The organism is Clostridium sp. AM42-4 (genome assembly GCF_003480105.1).
Taxonomy (GTDB): Bacteria; Bacillota; Clostridia; order Lachnospirales; family Lachnospiraceae; genus Brotaphodocola.
This window is the reverse complement of record NZ_QUIK01000001.1, coordinates 1-18,401: the sequence shown is the minus strand read 5'-3', so window position 1 is coordinate 18,401 and position 18,401 is coordinate 1. Positions and strand designations below refer to the sequence as shown.

17 protein-coding genes are annotated in these 18,401 nt (G+C 49.7%); 14 read left to right on the top strand and 3 right to left on the bottom strand.

What is annotated here, in order from left to right:
• The first annotated feature begins 59 nt into the window (after positions 1 to 59).
• From DW922_RS00085 to DW922_RS00065, 5 genes are all read left to right on the top strand, one after another.
• Entirely contained in the window at positions 60 to 1,385 is a 1,326-nt protein-coding gene (locus tag DW922_RS00085) for a [Fe-Fe] hydrogenase large subunit C-terminal domain-containing protein (RefSeq protein ID WP_118725416.1), read from the top strand.
• A 53-nt stretch (positions 1,386 to 1,438) separates the two neighbouring features.
• Positions 1,439 to 1,789: a hypothetical protein gene (locus tag DW922_RS00080; protein WP_118725415.1), complete on the top strand. Its 351-nt coding sequence runs from the start codon at positions 1,439 to 1,441 to the stop codon at positions 1,787 to 1,789.
• Positions 1,786 to 2,568, top strand: coding sequence for a PHP domain-containing protein (locus DW922_RS00075; protein WP_118725414.1), 783 nt, complete (start codon positions 1,786 to 1,788; stop codon positions 2,566 to 2,568). The genes DW922_RS00080 and DW922_RS00075 overlap by 4 nt, the downstream gene beginning before the upstream one ends.
• 148 nt (positions 2,569 to 2,716) lie before the next feature.
• On the top strand, positions 2,717 to 4,042 hold the full coding sequence (locus DW922_RS00070) for an SLC13 family permease (RefSeq protein WP_118725413.1): 1,326 nt from the start codon (positions 2,717 to 2,719) through the stop codon (positions 4,040 to 4,042).
• 42 nt (positions 4,043 to 4,084) lie between these two features.
• A complete protein-coding gene (locus DW922_RS00065) occupies positions 4,085 to 5,812 on the top strand; it encodes a PHB depolymerase family esterase (RefSeq protein ID WP_118725412.1) in 1,728 nt (575 codons plus the stop codon).
• Here DW922_RS00065 and DW922_RS00060 read toward each other — a convergent pair.
• Positions 5,804 to 6,754 (bottom strand): LysR family transcriptional regulator, encoded by a 951-nt coding sequence (locus DW922_RS00060; protein ID WP_118718231.1) that lies wholly within the window; start codon positions 6,752 to 6,754, stop codon positions 5,804 to 5,806. The genes DW922_RS00065 and DW922_RS00060 overlap by 9 nt on opposite strands.
• Positions 6,755 to 6,985: 231 nt before the next feature.
• Here DW922_RS00060 and DW922_RS00055 point away from each other — a divergent pair, with 231 nt between their 5' ends.
• The 5 genes from DW922_RS00055 (at position 6,986) to DW922_RS00035 (ending at position 12,103) form a co-directional block, all read left to right on the top strand.
• Positions 6,986 to 7,291 (top strand): UxaA family hydrolase, encoded by a 306-nt coding sequence (locus DW922_RS00055; RefSeq protein WP_118718230.1) that lies wholly within the window; start codon positions 6,986 to 6,988, stop codon positions 7,289 to 7,291.
• Positions 7,292 to 7,308: 17 nt separating this feature from the next.
• Positions 7,309 to 8,469, top strand: coding sequence for a UxaA family hydrolase (locus DW922_RS00050; protein WP_118706679.1), 1,161 nt, complete (start codon positions 7,309 to 7,311; stop codon positions 8,467 to 8,469).
• A gap of 18 nt (positions 8,470 to 8,487) precedes the next feature.
• Positions 8,488 to 9,705, top strand: a complete 1,218-nt coding sequence (locus DW922_RS00045) for a dicarboxylate/amino acid:cation symporter (RefSeq protein ID WP_118725411.1) — start codon at positions 8,488 to 8,490, stop codon at positions 9,703 to 9,705.
• A gap of 203 nt (positions 9,706 to 9,908) precedes the next feature.
• A complete protein-coding gene (locus DW922_RS17530; protein WP_195714963.1) occupies positions 9,909 to 11,039 on the top strand; it encodes a polysaccharide deacetylase family protein in 1,131 nt (376 codons plus the stop codon).
• 59 nt (positions 11,040 to 11,098) lie between these two features.
• Entirely contained in the window at positions 11,099 to 12,103 is a 1,005-nt protein-coding gene (locus DW922_RS00035) for an NAD(P)-dependent oxidoreductase (protein WP_118725410.1), read from the top strand.
• A gap of 82 nt (positions 12,104 to 12,185) precedes the next feature.
• On the opposite strand, the gene DW922_RS00030 is transcribed toward DW922_RS00035, so the two are convergent.
• The gene (locus DW922_RS00030; RefSeq protein ID WP_118725409.1) at positions 12,186 to 13,214 is read right to left on the bottom strand and encodes a 3-deoxy-7-phosphoheptulonate synthase; all 1,029 of its coding nucleotides are present in this window, start codon (positions 13,212 to 13,214) and stop codon (positions 12,186 to 12,188) included.
• 208 nt (positions 13,215 to 13,422) lie between these two features.
• Entirely contained in the window at positions 13,423 to 13,935 is a 513-nt protein-coding gene (locus tag DW922_RS00025; protein ID WP_195714962.1) for a shikimate kinase, read from the bottom strand.
• A gap of 340 nt (positions 13,936 to 14,275) precedes the next feature.
• Between DW922_RS00025 and DW922_RS00020 the strand changes: the two genes are divergently transcribed.
• The 4 genes from DW922_RS00020 (at position 14,276) to DW922_RS00005 (ending at position 18,381) form a co-directional block, all read left to right on the top strand.
• Positions 14,276 to 15,391: a tripartite tricarboxylate transporter substrate binding protein gene (locus DW922_RS00020; protein WP_118725407.1), complete on the top strand. Its 1,116-nt coding sequence runs from the start codon at positions 14,276 to 14,278 to the stop codon at positions 15,389 to 15,391.
• 3 nt (positions 15,392 to 15,394) lie between these two features.
• Positions 15,395 to 16,018 carry a tripartite tricarboxylate transporter TctB family protein gene (locus tag DW922_RS00015; RefSeq protein WP_118725406.1) on the top strand — a complete coding sequence of 208 codons (624 nt, stop codon included), beginning with the start codon at positions 15,395 to 15,397 and terminating at the stop codon, positions 16,016 to 16,018.
• A 21-nt stretch (positions 16,019 to 16,039) separates the two neighbouring features.
• Complete coding sequence (locus DW922_RS00010) at positions 16,040 to 17,548, top strand: tripartite tricarboxylate transporter permease (RefSeq protein WP_118725405.1); 1,509 nt, start codon at positions 16,040 to 16,042, stop codon at positions 17,546 to 17,548.
• 206 nt (positions 17,549 to 17,754) lie between these two features.
• Complete coding sequence (locus DW922_RS00005) at positions 17,755 to 18,381, top strand: MBL fold metallo-hydrolase (protein ID WP_118725404.1); 627 nt, start codon at positions 17,755 to 17,757, stop codon at positions 18,379 to 18,381.
• Positions 18,382 to 18,401: the final 20 nt, after the last annotated feature.

Genomic DNA, 18,401 nt, shown 5'->3' with positions numbered 1-18,401 from the left:
CCCGCTGCTGGTGTACAGCATGTGAACGGCAACAAAATGATAGTTGGAGGTGAGAACGGATGGATAAGTTTTACCATTCCGTACGTCTGGATGAGGACTTGTGCAAAGGCTGCATCAATTGCATCAAACGCTGCCCCACCCAGGCCATCCGCGTGCAGGATGGAAAAGCCCGGATCAACAAAAAGTTCTGCATCGACTGCGGAGCCTGTATCCGGGTATGCCCGCATCATGCAAAGCATGCGGTTTATGATCCGCTTGAGGAAATGAATCGTTTTCAATATACGGTGGCGCTTCCGGCCCCTTCTTTATATAGCCAGTTTAATAATCTGGACGATATCAACATTGTGCTGCATGCCCTTTTGCTTATGGGCTTTGACGATGTGTTTGAGGTGAGTGCCGCGGCGGAGCTGGTCAGCGAAGCAACCCGCTCTTACATAACCGAACACGAAGAACAGCTGCCTCTGATCAGTACGGCCTGTTCGAGCGTGGTACGGCTGATCCGGGTGCGTTTTCCGAATCTGATCCCGCATCTTTTGCCGTTAAATCCGCCGGTGGAAGTGGCAGCGGGACTTGCAGTGAAGCGGGCTATGGAAAAAACAGGACTTCCAAGGGAAAAAATCGGAATCTGTTTTCTTTCCCCGTGTGCGTCCAAGGTGACTTATGCGAGATCTCCGATCGGGACAAAAAAGAGCGAGATCGACTGTGTGTTTGCGATCAAGGATGTATATCCGCAGCTTTTAAAATATATGAAGCAGGTGGAGGAAGATCCGGAAAATATCAGCATTTCCGGCAAGATCGGTATCAGCTGGGGACACAGCGGCGGAGAGGCCGGAGGTCTGTTTACGGAGAGTTATCTGGCGGCAGATGGAATAGAAAATGTCATCCGGGTGCTGGAGGATATGGAAGACCAGAAATTTACCGATTTAAAATTTGTGGAGCTGGATGCCTGCAGCGGCGGCTGCGTGGGAGGAGTGCTGACGGTAGAAAACCCTTATGTTGCCGAAGTAAAGCTAAAACATCTGCGCAAGTATATGCCGGTTGCAAGAAGTCATATGGATGCAGAGACTGAGGAGAAAGCAGAAGGCTTGCTCCCATGGACAGAAAATGTTGAATATGAGCCGGTCTACAACCTGGGCGAAAGCATGATGGAGAGCTTTGCCCGTTTAAGCCGGATTGAGGCTTTGAGCAAACAGCTTCCGGGACTCGACTGCGGTGCCTGCGGGGCGCCATCCTGCCGGGCACTTGCAGAGGATATTGCAAGAGGCGAAGCGAAGGAAGAGGACTGTGTGTATGTGATGAAGGAGCGGATGCAGAAGCTTTTGGAGGAACAAAAACGTGAAAAAAGCGAAAATGCGGACGAAAACACAGGAGAAAACACAGTCTGAGTGACAGAATGTGCAGAAAAGGCCTGCAAAAAGACAGGTGATAAGGAGGAATTATGAACGTAAAACAGCTTCTTGACAGTAAAAAATTTCAGGTAATCCATGCAGGCGATGATCTGGAGCGGAAAATTACGACCCCGTTTTGCTGCGATCTTCTTAGTGTAGCCATGGGAAAGGCTCCGGCCGGATGTGTCTGGGTCACGGTTATGGGAAATATGAATACACTGGCCGTGGCCACGCTGGCAGATGCGGCCTGTATTGTGCTGGCGGAAGATGCTGCGCTGGATGAGACAGCAAAAAAGAAAGCAGCGCAGCAGGACATTACGGTGCTGGCTACGGAGCTTCCGGTGTTTGACGCGGCACTCTGGATCTGGCAGCAGATGCAGGGTGGGGAGCAGAAGTCATGAACCGGGATGCGCATGCGGTGCAGGCGCAGGAAAAACTGTCGGAACGATGTTCGGATTGCGCAACCCTGAGTTATGACCTGCACATCCACTCCTGCCTTTCTCCCTGTGGGGACGATGACATGACGCCGGGCAATATTGTGGGAATGACAGCGATCAAAGGGCTGGATGTGATCGCAGTGACAGACCACAATTCCTGCAAAAACTGTCCGGCGGTCATGAAGCTGGCTGCGCAGTATGGAATTCTTGTCATTCCTGGCATGGAACTGACCACGGCAGAGGAAGTTCATGCAGTCTGCCTTTTCCCGGAGCTTTCTGCCGCGCTGGAGTTTGACCGGTTTGTCTATGAAAAACTGATAAAATTTCCAAACCGGGAAGACATCTTTGGAAAGCAGCAGATCATGAATGAGGAAGACATCTGCATCGGTACAGAGCCGAATTTGCTCATCAACAGTACAACGCTTTCCTTTGATGAACTCTGGGATATTGTGGCTGGGCAGTACGGTGGCGTCATGATCCCGGCCCATATCGATAAAAATGCCAACAGCCTGCTCTCAAACCTGGGCTTTGTGCCGCCGGAGAGCCAGTTTAGAACCGTCGAGCTGCACGACATGGAAAAGCTTTCCAAGCTGCAAAAGAGCAATCCATATCTTACACAGTGCCGCACGATCTGTAACTCTGATGCACATTATCTGGAACATATCCATGAGGCAGAGTATACCATGGCGGTGAAGGAGCGTAGTGCGGCTGGGGTGATCGCGTATCTGAGGGGAGAATTGTAATCGTAATAATATGTAAAATTTTCATGTGCATAAAATGAATTTATAATAAAATAAAATCTATAAATTTGATTTTAAACAGGCAGATTCCTATAATGTAGCTAAAAGTAAAAACACCATAGATAAATTTATGGGGAACAGGAGAAGAGTCATGAATCAATTATTAGGAATCTGCCTTGTCATTTGTCTTTTGACAATCCTGGGTTATGTCTGGGGGAAAATGACACTTGGCACAGTTGCGGCGTGCAGTATGCTTTTGTTTCTGCTGACAGGCTGCATTTCAGCGAAGGATGCATTGGGCAATATTGGAAACAGCAATGTCATTATGGTGCTCAGTATGTTTGTAGTATCCGCTGGATTTAACAAGACACAGTTTGTTAAGATGATCGGACGAAGTGTAAACGTACTGTCTAAGGGAAGCATTACAAAAGTTATGTTTGGCTTTATCTTTGCATCCGTCCTTGCGGCGACTTTAACCGGAAGTGCGGCAGCAGCGTTTTGTATTATGGCTCCGATTGTGGCAGCGAGTTGTGAGGAATTACATATTAGTCCAAGCAAAGTTACGTTCTGTGTTGGTCTTACCTGCATCGCAGCTTGTGGAATTATTCCGGTAGGCGGATCACTTGCGATGTTTGCAGAATTAAATGGATATATTACAGCAAATGACTACGCAGAGTATCAGCTGGCTGTCACAGATCTTTTTAAAGGACGCTGGATGAGCCTTGTGGTACTGGTTATTTATTGTGTATTCCTTGGCTATCGTTTTTCACCGGAACAACCTGTGATTCAGATGGAAAGTGGAGCAGATCTGGCTGCAAAGAATAAGAAAGCAGAAGCGTTATCTCCTGCTAAAGAAAAATGTGGATATCTGGTATTCTTTTTGGTAAGTCTGGCATTGATCTTCAACACGCAGTTGAATGCAGGTTTACAGGCGGTGGGTCTGGCACCGTTGGCTTCCTGGGAAATTGTACTTGCAGGTGCTGTGATCATGGTTTTGACTGGCGTTCTTTCCAGTAAAGAAGCATTTGCGTCTGTTCCGTGGGATCTCGGTTTTTTGATTGCAGGAAGCCTTTGCATGGGATCTGCCCTGGCGAATACTGGTGGTGGAGATCTGATTGGTGGAGCCATTGCTTCGGTTGCAGGAAATCTGGGGAATCCGTATCTCGTAGGTGCTGTATTTTATCTGGTTCCGTTTTTCCTCACCCAGATCATGCAGAACCGTACGGTTATGGCAACGTTCCAGCCAATCGCGATTCTTGCATGTAAGGGTATGGGGGTAAGCTGTGTTGGACCGGTGCTTCTGATTGCATCAGCCTGCTGTACCGCATTTATGACGCCAATGGCAACTGCGTGTGTTCCGATGATTATGGATATCGGTGGATACGATGTGAAGTCTCAGTTGAAGCAGTCCGTGTTTCCGGCGATTCTTTTATCGTTGGTAAATATTTTCTGGATCATGACGGTATATCCGTTCTAAGCAGAACAGCGATTACAAAATATAATATGGAGGCAAAGAAATATGGAAGCAAAAACATTTCCTTCCTGCATGGCAGATCTTGAGGTAGATCTGATGCATCCAAATCGGACGCTGGTCCATGGTTTATTTGAAGAGCATACGCTGGTTCATGGCACACCGCGCAGATTTCTCACGTATATTCCGGAAAATCTGGAATACTGTCAGCCATGTCTGGTAACCGCAATTCCTTCCGGGGTGCATCCGGAAGCATATCTGGAAACTTCTGGTTTAAAAGATTTTGCAGAGGAAAAACAGCTGTTTCTGCATGTGGCTTATCCGGAGGATCATTGGAATCCGGACGGAAGTGATGCAGATTATCTGAATGCGATTTATGTGACGATCCAGGCGAGAGACTTTTACATTACTATGCAGGATAATATTTATCTTTGTGGAATCGGGGATGCTTCGTTTGCAGCGCATCAGGCAGCAAAACGTATGGCCAGTGAGTGGAGCGGACTGATGACGTTCGGCGAGCTGAATGGAAATCTTACTCAGGATGCACAGATATTGCATGGGGAGGAAAGCCAGGGCGAAGTAGAACTGAAAATCATGGGAACGAGGGCGCAGCTTCCGGTCTGGATGCGGATATCAGAACGAAACAGCCGGGAGAATTGTTCTGCGATCGCATACTGGAAAGAGCAAAATCACGTGACCGGAATCGCATTGTCCGGAGGTGGGGCAGATGAAATCTGGGCTCCGACTCCGGTCAGGGTCCGCAGTGAGGTGAATGAAGAGTATATTGCGCAGGTCCGGGTTGCAGTTGGAACAGAAGATTTTTCCGTGAAGCACATAGAACAGGCATGGGAGTATATTGGCCTGGCACGTCGTCACAGAGGACAGGGCAGAAAGTGTCTGCGTTATTTCAAAGACCCGATTGCCTGCGGGGCAGTGAAATGGGAAAAGAAGGTGGACGGCATCATGCGTACCTGGTATGAATATGTGCCGTCCAGCTGCACACCGGATAAAACATGGCCGCTTGTTTTTGTATTTCATGGACGCGGAGGTACCGCAGAAACCTTCTTTGACCTGAGTGGAATTTCCGCTCTTGCAGAAGAACGACAGTTTATTGCCGTAATCCCACAGGCTGGAATTTACCAGCAAAAAGAGCATGGATTAAGAAATGTGCTGCTTTGGTGCGGGGAATATCAGGGAAAGTCGATCGACGATGTGAAATTTATCCGGGAGATTTATGCAGATATCCAGACCCGCTATGGCATCGACCAGAGTCGTGTCTATGCCATGGGACAGTCCAGCGGCGGGATGATGAGCGATGTGCTTGGCTATGCAGCCGGAGATATTTTTACTGCAGTGGCGCCATGGTCTGCTTTGCGTTCAAACGATATCACGAAAACGAATTATCAGCCGGGCAGCCGGACCGTTCCGACAATGTGGATTTACGGAGACCAGGATTTTTTATGTGCTTCGCATCAGGAAGATCCGGAATTGCCGTTTTCACCGGCACCAAGTATGCGCATTGCATTCATGGAAAAGATTAAGAGCAGGCATCTGGATGTTTCCAGAGTGGAAAGTTGGTCGGATTGCCCCATCACCTGGTATTCTTTCCCAAATGAGCAGGGCATTCCGATGCTGGTGGCTGGTGTGGTGTCAAATATGGTCCATGCCAATTATCCAGAGGAAAGCTGGATCTCCTATGACCAGTTTTTGTGCCAGTTTACGAAAGATGAAGAAGGAAATACGTATTATCGCGGGAAAAAAGTGATCTTACAATAGTGAATTTTTGTAATATTCCTGGAACAGCGCAATAAAAGCCTTCTGCGCATTGGAAAGATAGTTTTTTCCCGGAGTTACAATATCAAAGACACGGGATGCAAGCGGAGAATCAATTTTGTAGTACACCATTTCCGGGTGTTTTCCAATAACCATCCAGTCGCTGATGAGGGTAGCTCCGATTCCGGACTGCGCCAGGTGGTAAGCGGTGACCAGCTGGGAAACCTGCATGGCAACCGGAGGTATAACGCCTGCTTCCTGAAAAAGAATCTGGGAGCGGCTGTACAGGTTGTTTCCGGGAGAGAGTAAAATAAATGGGGTATCAGCAAATGCTTCCATCGTGACAGCCGGACAATTTTCTTCCAGATAACGGTGGGAAAGAATATCGCTGGTGGTAAGCGCAGCCTTTCTTAAGTGGTCGTTGACTGGAAAACGGGTAGAGACAGCCAGGAGAATCGTGTCTTTGAAACCTGGAACCCGGCGTAATTTATCATGAGGATCTGGTGTACAGTTAAAGGTCAGGTCGATCAGATCTTCTTTCAGCATATCCAAAAGTTCATTGGACCCGGCTTCGGTCAGCTGCAGATCGATGCCGGGCCATTTTTTTTTGAAATCTGCAATGACCGGAGGCAGAATATAAGAATTAAAATAATGGGATCCTCCGACACGCAGATTGCCGGTTTTAAGAGACGTCAGGTCTCCAAGCTGTTGGGCCAATTCGTTTTCCAGGTGCATGATCTGACGGATTTTTTCAATATAAAGTTTTCCAGCCTCTGTTAATTCCAGAGGCTTTTTGTCGCGGTTAAATAAAGGCATGCCGATCTCAGTTTCTACTTTCTGGATGGAAATACTGAGGGCGGGCTGGGTCATGTAAAGGGATTCAGCGGCTTTGGAGAAGCTGCCTTTCTGATATACGGTATAGATATATTTCATTTCCTGCTGCATAAGATACCTCGTATAAAATTGATTTATAATAAAATAAAAACGATAAATTTGATTTAATTATAGCGCGAACTTATAATAAGGACAACAGAAAAAATAAAAACCTGACACAAAACGATGATGGTATCAGGGGCAAAAAGATTGGAAATCCGTTGGAAGCTTGTGCACAAGACAATTTTTGAACCCAACATCATATTGTGTCAAAACCGGATAATTCGGAGAATAGGAGTCGAGATGAAGATTGATGCAATTATGCTGGATCCCAAAGACAACGTAGTGACCTGCGTGCGGGATGTTGCGGCTGGCGAAACGGTTTGCTACCGAAATGGAGATGCGTTCCTGAATGTGGATGCGAAAGAAAATATCCCATTCGGACATAAGATCGCACTGGAGGAAGTTGCGAAGGAGGCAGAAATTTATAAATATGGAGAGCTGATCGGAAAAGCAATGTCTCCGATCGGAAAAGGCTGCCTGGTAGATCACAAAAATATTTACAGTGTTCCGCGTGATTATGAAAGTGAGTATGTGCCGGAGGCATAAAAATTAGGAGGAAAGTTATGAAATTTATGGGTTATCGTCGTTCAGATGGACGTGTAGGAATTCGAAATCATGTATTAATTTTACCGGCTTGTGCCTGCGGAAGTGAATCCAGCCGCATTGTGGCTAGTCAGGTAAGAGGAGCCGTTAACATTGTGTTTAACACGGGCTGCTCCGATGTTGCTGCAAACACGGCAATGTCGCAGAAAGTTCTGACCGGTTTTGCCTGCAACCCGAACGTATACGGAGTTGTGATCATCGGACTGGGCTGTGAGACTGTTCCGCATAAAGAATTGAGAGAAAAAATTCAGGCCATGACCGACAAACCGGTGGTATCGTTTGGTATCCAGGAAGAGGGCGGCACCTTAAAGACCATTGAAAAAGCAGTGCGTGCTGCAAGAGATATGGCTGCACAGGCAGCGCTTGTCCAGAAAGAGGAGTGTGACATTTCCGAACTGCTTATGGGAATCGAGTGCGGCGGTTCTGATGCAACCTCCGGAATCGCTTCCAACCCTGCAGTAGGAGAACTGAGCGACCTTCTGGTAGATCTTGGTGCTTCCACCATCATGAGTGAGTCGATTGAGTGGATTGGCGGTGAGCATCTGCTGGCAAAGCGTGCGGCAACTCCGGAAATCCATAACCAGATCATCAAAGTATGCGAAGATTATGAAAAACATTTGAAGGCAGCAGGTCAGGATTGCCGTGCCGGACAGCCGACACCAGGCAATAAGGCTGGCGGTCTTTCTACTCTGGATGAGAAGAGCCTGGGCTGTATCCGCAAGGGCGGTACCAGACCGATCGTAGAAGTGCTTGAGCAGGCAGAACGCCCAACGAAGCACGGCGCTATCGTTATGGATACGGCAGGTTATGATATTTCTTCCGTAACATCCATGGTAGCAGCAGGATGTGCCTGCGTTGTCTTCACGACCGGACGCGGAACCCCAACCGGAAATGCGATTGCTCCGGTATTGAAGGTGACCGCAAACAAACGGACCTATCAGATGATGGAAGACAATATGGATGTCGACTTAAGCGGCATTATGGATGGAACCGCTACGATTCAGGAGAGCGGAAAAATGCTGTTAGAAGAGATCAATCAGGTTTGCAATGGAAAAATGACAAAAGCAGAGGCATATGGTTTTTCTGATATCGCAGTAGACCATGTATGCCGGTTTGTCTAGGAAGGCGGAGAAAATGCGATGAATCCGATTAAGATGTGGAACAAATTAAGTCTTTTTACAAAAATCATGATTGGTTTTGCATTGGGAATCGCAGCAGGTGTCATTTTGGGCGAATCCGCAACGAAACTTGCATTTCTGGGAACCATCCTGACAAGACTTCTGACTATGGTAGTTGCGCCGCTGGTTCTGGGACTTCTAATCTGTGCAGCAGCCGATGTGAAAGATTTCAAGACACTTGGTAAGATTGGCGGAAAGACGCTGGCAATCTTCCTTGGCGGTACTGCTGTAGCGGTAGCCATTGGCCTGGTACTTTGCAACGTGATGCAGATCGGTGCGGGATTTGTCATGGAAACGCAGGCAGCTTATGATGCAAAGGAAATCCCGAGCATAGCAGACACGCTGATGAACATCATTCCGACCAACCCATTCAATTCCTTAAGTGAGCAGAACCTGCTGCAGATCATTTTCTTTGCTCTTCTGCTGGGATTCTCTCTCATCAAACTGGGAGACAAGGGGGCTCCGGTACTGGATTTCTTCCGCGCATGGACCGAAGCATGGAAAGAAATTACCAACATTGTTCTGGAATTTACTCCGTATGGGGTATTTGGTCTGATGGCAAACATCGTCGGAAAGTACGGCATGGATGTCCTTCTTCCTTATATTAAGACCATCGGAGCATGTTATCTGACCTGTGCGCTGTTTACGATCATCGTGCAGGGAGGTCTGATGGTTGGGCTTTACGGCGGCATCAGCCCGGTGAAATTCTTTGGCACCATGAAAGAAGCAATTCTGTTCGTATTCGCAACCTGCTCCAGTGTAGCAACCATTCCTCTGAACTTAAAATGTACCAAGGCACTTGGTGTCGATGATAAGATCGCAGACTTCGTCATTCCCTTCGGCGCAGTCATGAACATGAATGGTACGGCAATTTACGAGGCAGTTGCAGTTATTTTCGCATCCCAGGTATTCGGCATCGAACTCACTGTAACCCAGCAGATCATGGTTATGGTGACTGCAGTCCTGGCATCTGTCGGTACAGCAGGAATCCCGGGATCCGGTCTCGTCATGATGACAATCGTTCTGAATGCGGTAAACCTTCCGTTAGAGACGATCGGTCTGTTAGCCGGAATCGACCGTATTCTGAATATGGCCCGTGTTATTCCGAATATTGTCGGTGACGCAGCGGCAGCAGTTGTGGTAGCAAAGAGTGAAGGTGCTTTGCATCCGCAGAAATAATCTAATAGTGAAATCCCATTTTTGCCAGGGGCATTCCGTGATATTGCGGAATGCCCTGTTTTTTGCAAAGTCTTAATAATTCATTACAAAGCAGGTGAAATGGTTGCCTCAGTAGTGAATTTCGATTAAGATAGAACTCAGATAAGACAGCAGTGATGCAGCTGAATAATTATGATACAAGAAGATAGGGGAGGAATGGGAAAATGAAACTCAAAAAATGGATCACACTGGGGGCGGCCCTCAGCTTTTTACTTGCAGCGCAGCCTGCATATGCAGCGCCGGTGGTTACTGCAGGCGTAAATCAGAGTGTGCAGACTCCGGAGGAGGCAGCACAGGAGGCAGTTCAGTCATCCGGCGTTGTTGCGGGAGAGGCACCGGCTGGCAACGATAACCAAACGGCAGCATCAAATCAGGCACCGACACAGGCAAACGCAGCGAGCCAGGCACCGACTGCAGCAGAGACAGCTCAGCAGTCAGACAGCGCCAACTTACAGCAGTCCCCGACCATCGTATCCGGACAAAACCAGACCGCAGCGCCGGCAACAGCAGACAATGGTGCATCTTCTGCGCCGGTTTCTGCAGGTGAGGTGACCGGCATCCCGGAGGGACCTGGCGGCATTAAGAGTGACCCGGTGACACCGGTACTGCCGGAGGAGAAGGCGGCGCAGGACGCAGCCCAGGCGGCGGACGCGGGACAGGCTGCAGCGCAGCAGGCAGGAACCGTAGACCCGTCCAGACCGATGGTGGCCCTGACTTTCGATGACGGACCGCAGCCGTCTGTTGGAAACCGCATTATGGATTGTCTGGCGCAGTATGGCGGAAAGGCAACCTTCTTTATGGTGGGTGACCGTGTTGGCTCCTACAAGACAGAGGTGCAGCGCATGGTAGCAGAGGGCCACGAGGTGGCAAACCATACCATGAACCACAAATACCTGCAGAAACTTGGTGCAGCACAGATCCAGGCGCAGGTCAACCAGGGAAATGATGCGATCCAGGCAGCCTGTGGTGTCCGCCCGACCCTGCTTCGTCTCCCGGGTGGAAACCATAACGCAACCGTAATGGCAAATGCCGGAATGCCGATGATCCAGTGGAATGTGGATACACTCGACTGGAAGACCAGAAATGCGGACAAGACGGTAGCTGCCGTGTTGAACCATGTCAAAGACGGAGATATCATCCTGATGCATGAGCTTTACGCTTCGACCGGAGATGCAGTTTTGCGTATTGTGCCGGAGCTTCACAAACGTGGCTTCCAGATGGTGACCGTGAGCCAGATGGCGGCAGCAAAAGGAAAGACGCTTGAGGCCGGGAAGCTATACTCCAGTTTCAATTAATAAACGGATTTCGGAAATGAATCTGCAAAAATGATAATACGGGGAGGAACAAGAACGCCATGAAGATATTACATATCGGCAATGTGAACAATGTGGAGAATTACACAAAGAAAACGCCGTTTACAGAGAGCGCAGAGGTTGTCAATGCACCGCTTGGCCTGACAGATGAAGCCTATGCAGGGCTGGCACCGGATGCAGAGATGATCATTGTAGACGCGATCACGGAGATTTCGGAAAAGCTGATCGAAAAGCTGCCAGACTTAAAGCTGATCCATTCGGAAGGTGTTGCCTTTAACCGGATCGACCTGGCTGCCGCAGGAAAACGGGGGATTTATGTCTGCAACTGTGCAGGGATGAATGCCAAGGCAGTGGCAGAGCAGACGCTTCTTCTGATGCTTGGCGTGGTCAAAAATGTAGTATCCGGGGATGCTGCCGTGCGCGATGGAAACCAGATGGATGTAAAGATGGCTTATATGGGAGCCGGAAGCCTGATGGAGCTGGCAGACTGTAAGGCTGGCCTGATCGGCTTTGGCGCGATCGGCAAGGCAACTGCCAGAATGCTTCAGGGTTTTGGTGTTGAGGTTTATTATACAAAACGCCACCGCTTAACGGCAGAAGAAGAGAAGGAGTATCAGGTCCGCTATCTTCCTATGGACGAGCTGCTTAAGACCTGTGATATGCTGAGCCTGCATCTTCCGGTTACGCAGGAAACGACTGGTATGTGCAACCGGGAGTTCTTCGGAAAATGCCGGAAGGGCAGTTATTTCATTAATACATCCCGTGGCGAGCTGGTGGACGATGAGGCATTGCTGGAAGCTCTGGAAAACGGAACCATTGCCATGGCTGGTCTGGATACCTTAGATCATGAGCCAGTGCAGAAGGATCACCCGATGCTTTCCTGGCCGAGGGAGATTCTGGACCGGATCGTATTCAGCCCGCATATCGGAGGCATTACAGGAAGCAGCTTCCGCCGCGGTTATGGTATGATCTGGGATGATATCGAGAAGGTCGCAAAAGGAGAAGTGCCGGGGCATATCGTGAACTGGAAGGAATTGGAGCAGTAATAAGAAGTGACAAAATGAAGTAATAAAAATAAAGCAATAAAAAACGGGAGAAGCTGTTGCGGATGCAGCTTCTCCCGTTTTTTTATACCTGCTCTGCGATCTCGTACAGCAGATGCTCGGAATCCTCCCAGCCAAGACATGGGTCAGTGATAGATTTTCCGTAGCAGTGCTCGCCGATCTTCTGGTTGCCTGGCTCGATGTAGCTTTCAATCATGACACCCTTAACCAGCTTGTTTAAGTCAGCGGAATGTCTGCGGCTGTGCAGGATCTCCTTGACGATACGGATCTGCTCCATGTACTGCTTGTTGGAGTTGGAGTGGTTTGCATCTACGATGCAGGCCGGATTGACCAGATCGCGTTTTGCATACAGCTCGTGGAGCAGCATCAGATCCTCGTAATGGTAGTTCGGCAGGCACTGGCCGTGCTTGCTGACTGCACCGCGCAGGATGGTGTGGGTGTACGGGTTGCCGTCGGTCTTTACCTCCCAGTCACGCATAATGAATTCGTGGCTGTGCTGGCCGGCCTGGACGGAGTTCATCATAACGGATAAGTCACCGCTGGTCGGGTTTTTCATGCCAACCGGAACGTGGCAGCCGCTGGATACCAGGCGGTGCTGCTGGTTTTCTACGGAACGGGCACCGACTGCGATGTAGGACATGATATCGTCTAAGTAGCTGACGTTATCCGGGTAAAGCATCTCATCTGCGGTGGAGAATCCGGTCTCCTTTAAGACACGCATATGCAGATGACGGATCGCATGAAGTCCCTCTGCCATGCTCGGGCGTTTTTCCGGGTCCGGCTGGTGGAGCATGCCCTTGTAGCCATCACCGGTGGTACGCGGCTTGTTGGTGTAAACACGCGGTACGATCAGCAGGCGGTCCTTGGTCTTTTCCTGGACATTGATCAGGCGGCTGGTGTAATCCAGCACTGCATCCTCGTTGTCTGCAGAGCACGGTCCGATGATGACCAGAAATTTGTCGCTCTCGCCGCTGATGACTTTTTTGACTTCCTCATCGCGCTCTGCCTTGCGTGCTACGAATTCCGCCGGAAGCGGGAACTGTTCTTTGATCTCTGCCGGGGTCGGCAGCTTGTTTATAAATTCGAATGCCATAATTTTCTCCTCGTTTTGTAAATAATGTGCTGTAAAAATGCGGTTGTGTCTGATGCGTGTGGATAAGCAATGATCTGTGCACGTTTAAGTTCAGCGACACAAATGAATTCACACGTTGGCGCGTTAAAGCGTATTATAGTATGCCTGTGACAAAAATGCAAGCATAAAATCTGCATGCTGCTGACGTAATCCCAGAATTGGTTACTGTTCACGCATGCGTGCCCAGCAGCGCCAGGATCCGTTTTGCTGTCTGCTGCGGTGTGCGGTCATTTTTAACCGTAAAGTCTGCGTAGGTCTGGTAGGACACGGCACGCTTTTCGTAGCGTTCCCGCAGTTCTTCTTTGGTATTGTTCTTGATGAGCGGCCGCTCAGGAGTCTGCATGAGGCTGCGGTAGCAGTCTTCGAAGGGGCGGTTTAAATAAATGATGGTGCCGGCTTCGGAGAGAAGCTTTCCATTGCGTTCCGAGGCCAGCATGCCGCCGCCTGTGGAGATGACACAGGGTGGATAGCAGGAAGCCTGCCGGGCGATTTCATGCTCCAGATCACGGAAACAGGCCTCGCCCTTTTCGGCAAAGAGCTGCTGGGGGGTCTGCCCGGTCTGCTCCTCAAGCAGTGTGTCCGTATCGAAGAAAGGAACACCAAGCTGCTTTGCAAGTTCTTTTCCTACGGTTGTTTTTCCACTGCTGGTATATCCGCACAGAAAAACAGGTTTTGTTATCATGTTGCGATTCCTCACTTTATTCAGAGTCAATACCAGAATCATAACATTTTTATAGAAAGAACACAATCCCGGATTATTTCGCGGACACTGGCACTGGTTCGCTGGCTGGGATTTCCTGAACTGGAATAACTGCCATAACTAACTGTTATGATTTAAAACTTTAACTCGCAAAAGCTTTGTATTGAATCCTGTCTTTTCCTGTGTTATAATCTGGATTAGCACTGCATGGCGTAAAATGGCCATTGGGCTTTCGGAATCCGGTGCTGCCGGATCCGCAGCGCTTATGGCGAAGCGCACCGTGCTCTGGGGAAGAACGTAGAAAAAGAGGAGTGTAGTAACTATGAGAAAAATCATTGCACTGGCTACGGCTGCCGCAATGTGCCTGTCCATGACAGCATGCAGCGTTTCCGTATCCACATCCGAGACAACAAAAGCAGCAGAGACTACCGCAGAGACCACTGCAGCAGAGAGCAGCGAGACAGCAGCAGACAGCGATCTGGTGGCAACTGCAGATTACCCGACCAAACCGATCAACATGATCATTCCTTACGGAGCAGGCGGAACCACCGATGTGTGGGGCAGAAAGCTTGCAGCCCTTCTTGAAAAATATTTAGGACAGTCCATCACCGTGACCAACCAGGGCGGCGCATCCGGTTCCATCGGCTGCCAGTCCGTAAAAGAGCAGCCGTCTGACGGCTACACCCTGTTAGTCTGCGCAGAGACTATGGGTACCTACCGCACCATGAACATCTGCGACCTGGATTACGAGGATTTCACTGTTATCTCCCCGTTAGTCGGTGACCCGAAGGTTCTGGTCGTTGGCAAGGATTCCAAGTACAACACTCTGGAAGACCTGCTCGATGATATCAAGGCAAATCCTGGAAAAGTGACCATGTCCCATTCCGGCCCTGGCGGAAGCGGCCACAATCAGGGTCTTGTATTAAAAGAGCTTGGCTACGACGTAGCAATGACCAGCTTCGATTCCGGTAACGATGCATTACTTGGCGTGATCGGCGGACAGGTAGACTTCACCAACCCGAACATCTCTACTCTGGGCGGTTACATCGAAAGCGGCGACGTAAAACCGTTAGCAGTATTCTCCAACGAGAGAATGGAAGCATACCCGGATATCCCGGCATTCACTGAGGTGGTTCCGGAGTCCGAGAAATACTTAAATATCCCGTACACCCTGTTAAGCTTCGTTGTAAACAATGATACTCCGCAGGAGGTTGTTGACGTATTAAAGGCAGCTGCCAAGAAGGTATTCGCAGATCCGGAGTGGACTGATTTTGTAAAGCAGAATGCGGCAGATCCGGTATTTGAGAAATACACCGACGATGCTTCTATTAAAGAATTTTACGACAACTGGAAATCTGTAATCTGCTGGATGCAGTATGACAACGGCGTTGCAGAGAAGAGCCCGGAAGAGTTCGGCATTGCAAGAATTGAGGAGTAATCCATGAAAAACAAAGTACCTTCTTTAATTGCAGAGGGAATCTTATTTTGCGGGAGCGGCATTTTGCTGCTCTCGTATTCTCTTATGTCCTATGCAAAATCCTTTAACAAAGCATGGAGCCAGTCTCCATACCTGTTCCCGGCCTTAGTTGGCGCGGCGCTGGTCGGACTTTCTGTCTGGATCATGGGCCAGGGAGTCCTTGTCATGAAGCGGGCAGCGGCTGGAAGTGCTGCAGTGCAGAATGGTGCGGCACAAAACAGTGAGAGCCAGAGAGCAGGAACACAGGGCGGTGCGGCACAAAACACGGGAGATCAGAATGCTGCTGCCGCAAAAATGGCGGGCAGCACAAAGTCCCGCGGCAAGCTGCTTAGCATTCTGGTTGTGCTGGTTCTTTGCTGCCTGTATTATCTGGTCCTTGCAGAGGTTTCCATTCCGCGTGTGACCATCGGTATCCTGTCCCTAAGCATCACCATCTCCATTTTTGAGGTGGCAACGGTCGTATTCCTGATCGCCATGATGGCATTTATGGGTGTGCGCAAGGTGCCGGTTCTGGTCCTGGTCCCGCTTGGAACCTCCCTGTTTTTAAGTATTGCATTCCGCACATGCCTGCATGTGATGCTGCCATAGTAAAGAAAGGAGAGAAAACAGATGTTAGAAATGTTATCCATCGTAGATCTGCGGTTCCTCCTTATGGTCCTTTTGGGATCTGTGGCGGGCCTGTTTGTCGGTGCCATTCCGGGTCTTTCCGTATCTATGGCAACCGCACTTTTAGTATCCATCACCTACACCTGGGATCATTCCGATGCCCTGGCAATGATCATGGGTGTTTACGTAGTCGGTGTGTTCTCCGGAGCAGTATCCGCAATCCTGATCAACATTCCGGGTGCACCGTCCTCTGTCGTAACAACACTGGACGGTTACCCGATGTCGAAAAAAGGACAGTCCTATAAGGCATTGTTCACTGCGACTATTTATTCCTTCCTGGGAAGTGTTTTCGGTTTTATCGCACTGGGACTTTTAGCTGAGCCGGTATCGGCCATTGCCATCAAATTCACCAAGATGGATTACTTCCTGCTGGCACTTTTTGGTCTGGTGACCGTCGGTTCGGTCAGCACCAAAAATTATGCAAAGGGCCTGGTCAGCGTTATGCTTGGCCTGATCATCAGCATGATCGGTCTGGACCCGCTGATGGGAACCAAGCGGCTGACCTTTGGAATCCAGAACCTGGCAGGCGGTATCAGCACGGTACCGGCGCTGGTCGGTTTCTTTGGCTTTGCGGAGGTTTTAAGTGTTGTATACAATCTGGGGCAGGAACAGAATGTCCTGTCCATGGAAAAAACAAAAGTTAGTTTAAAAGAGGTGCTGAAGCACTGGAAGCTTTCCCTGTATACCTCTACGATCGGCATGCTGGTAGGTGCCCTGCCTGGCGCAGGCGGTCCGGTGGCATCGTTTATTGCGTACAATGAGGCAAAGCGGATCGTGAAAAATCCGGAAGTTCCGTTTGGAGAGGGCGCAGTAGAGGGTATTATGGCCAGCGAGTCCTCAAACAATGCCTGCATCGGCGGTGCACTCATCCCGATGCTGACCCTGGCAGTTCCGGGCGATGCTGTAACGGCCATTATCCTATCCGTGTTCTATGTACACGGACTGCAGCCAGGCCCGATGTTCATCCGGAAAAATCCGGAGGCATTCCACGCGATCCTGGTGGCCGGCATCATTGCCTGCTTCGCATTGCTTCTTCTGGGACTTTTAGTGGCACCGCATATCAGCCGTGTCATCACGATTCCGAAAAATGTTATGATCCCGGTGGTAACCAGCCTCTGCGTGATCGGATCCTTCGCCTGCAATAACCGCCTGTTCGACGTGGCGCTGATGTTTGCCTTTGGACTGATCGGCTTTTTGATGCGCCGGTTCGACTATCCGGTCGCTCCGCTGATCCTTGCCATGGTGCTGGGACAGATGATGGATTCCAACTTCCGTCAGGCAGTTTCCCTGGCATCTTCATCGGATCACCCGCTCATGACAACCTTCGGCCACTGGCAGACCATTCTGTTGGTCATCTGTATTGCATGGGTATTGCTTGGAAACATCCCGTGGACAAAACCGTATGTGGAGAAGCTGACGGGAATGTTTAAGAAAAAAACGGCAGAAGCCTAAGGCTTGAGGTCCGGCATGTTACGCAGGAGGAGCGCAGATGGGTTGCTGAGAAGCAAAAACAGGTCGAAGCTGTTGGCAAGGAATGGGCAGGAGGAACCGGCCGGATATCTGCGGAGAATCTGAAAGAGGCAGAGCTGACTCAGGAGCGCGTGTACGAGCTGGCGGAGTATCTGAGATAAAATAAAATAAACAGGAGGGAAAGCACTATGAAATTAACATGGATTGGACATTCTTGCTTTAAGCTGGAATCAAACGGTTACACGCTCATTCTGGACCCGTACGAGGATAACTATGTGCCGGGGCTTGCACCGGTGCGGGAAAGGGCAGATGCCGTATTCTGCAGCCACGAGCACAGTGACCACAATGGGAGAGAGACTGTAACCTTGAAACAGGACAGCGCTCCATCGCCATTTACGGTCACAGAGATCCACACCTGGCATGACGAGGCACAGGGCACGAAGCGGGGCACAAACTGCATCCGTATCTTCGATGACGGAAGCTACCGCGTGGCGCATCTGGGAGATCTTGGATGCGAGCTTGAACCAGAGCAGACCGAACAGCTAAAAGGACTCGATGCAGTCATGATCCCGGTCGGCGGCTTTTATACCATCGATGCTGCCCAGGCCAAGGCTCTTATTGACCAGATCCAGCCGAGAGTCACCATTCCCATGCACTACCGTGGTGAATCCTTCGGCTATGACGTTCTGGGAACCCTGGAGGATTTCACGGCGCTGTGTGACTGCGTAGTAGAATATCCGGGCAATTCCATAGAGCTCAATGAGGAGATGCTGCAGCAGGTGGCAGTGGTGAAGCCGCAAAATATAGCAATTTGATTAACTTTAATAGGGCCGTG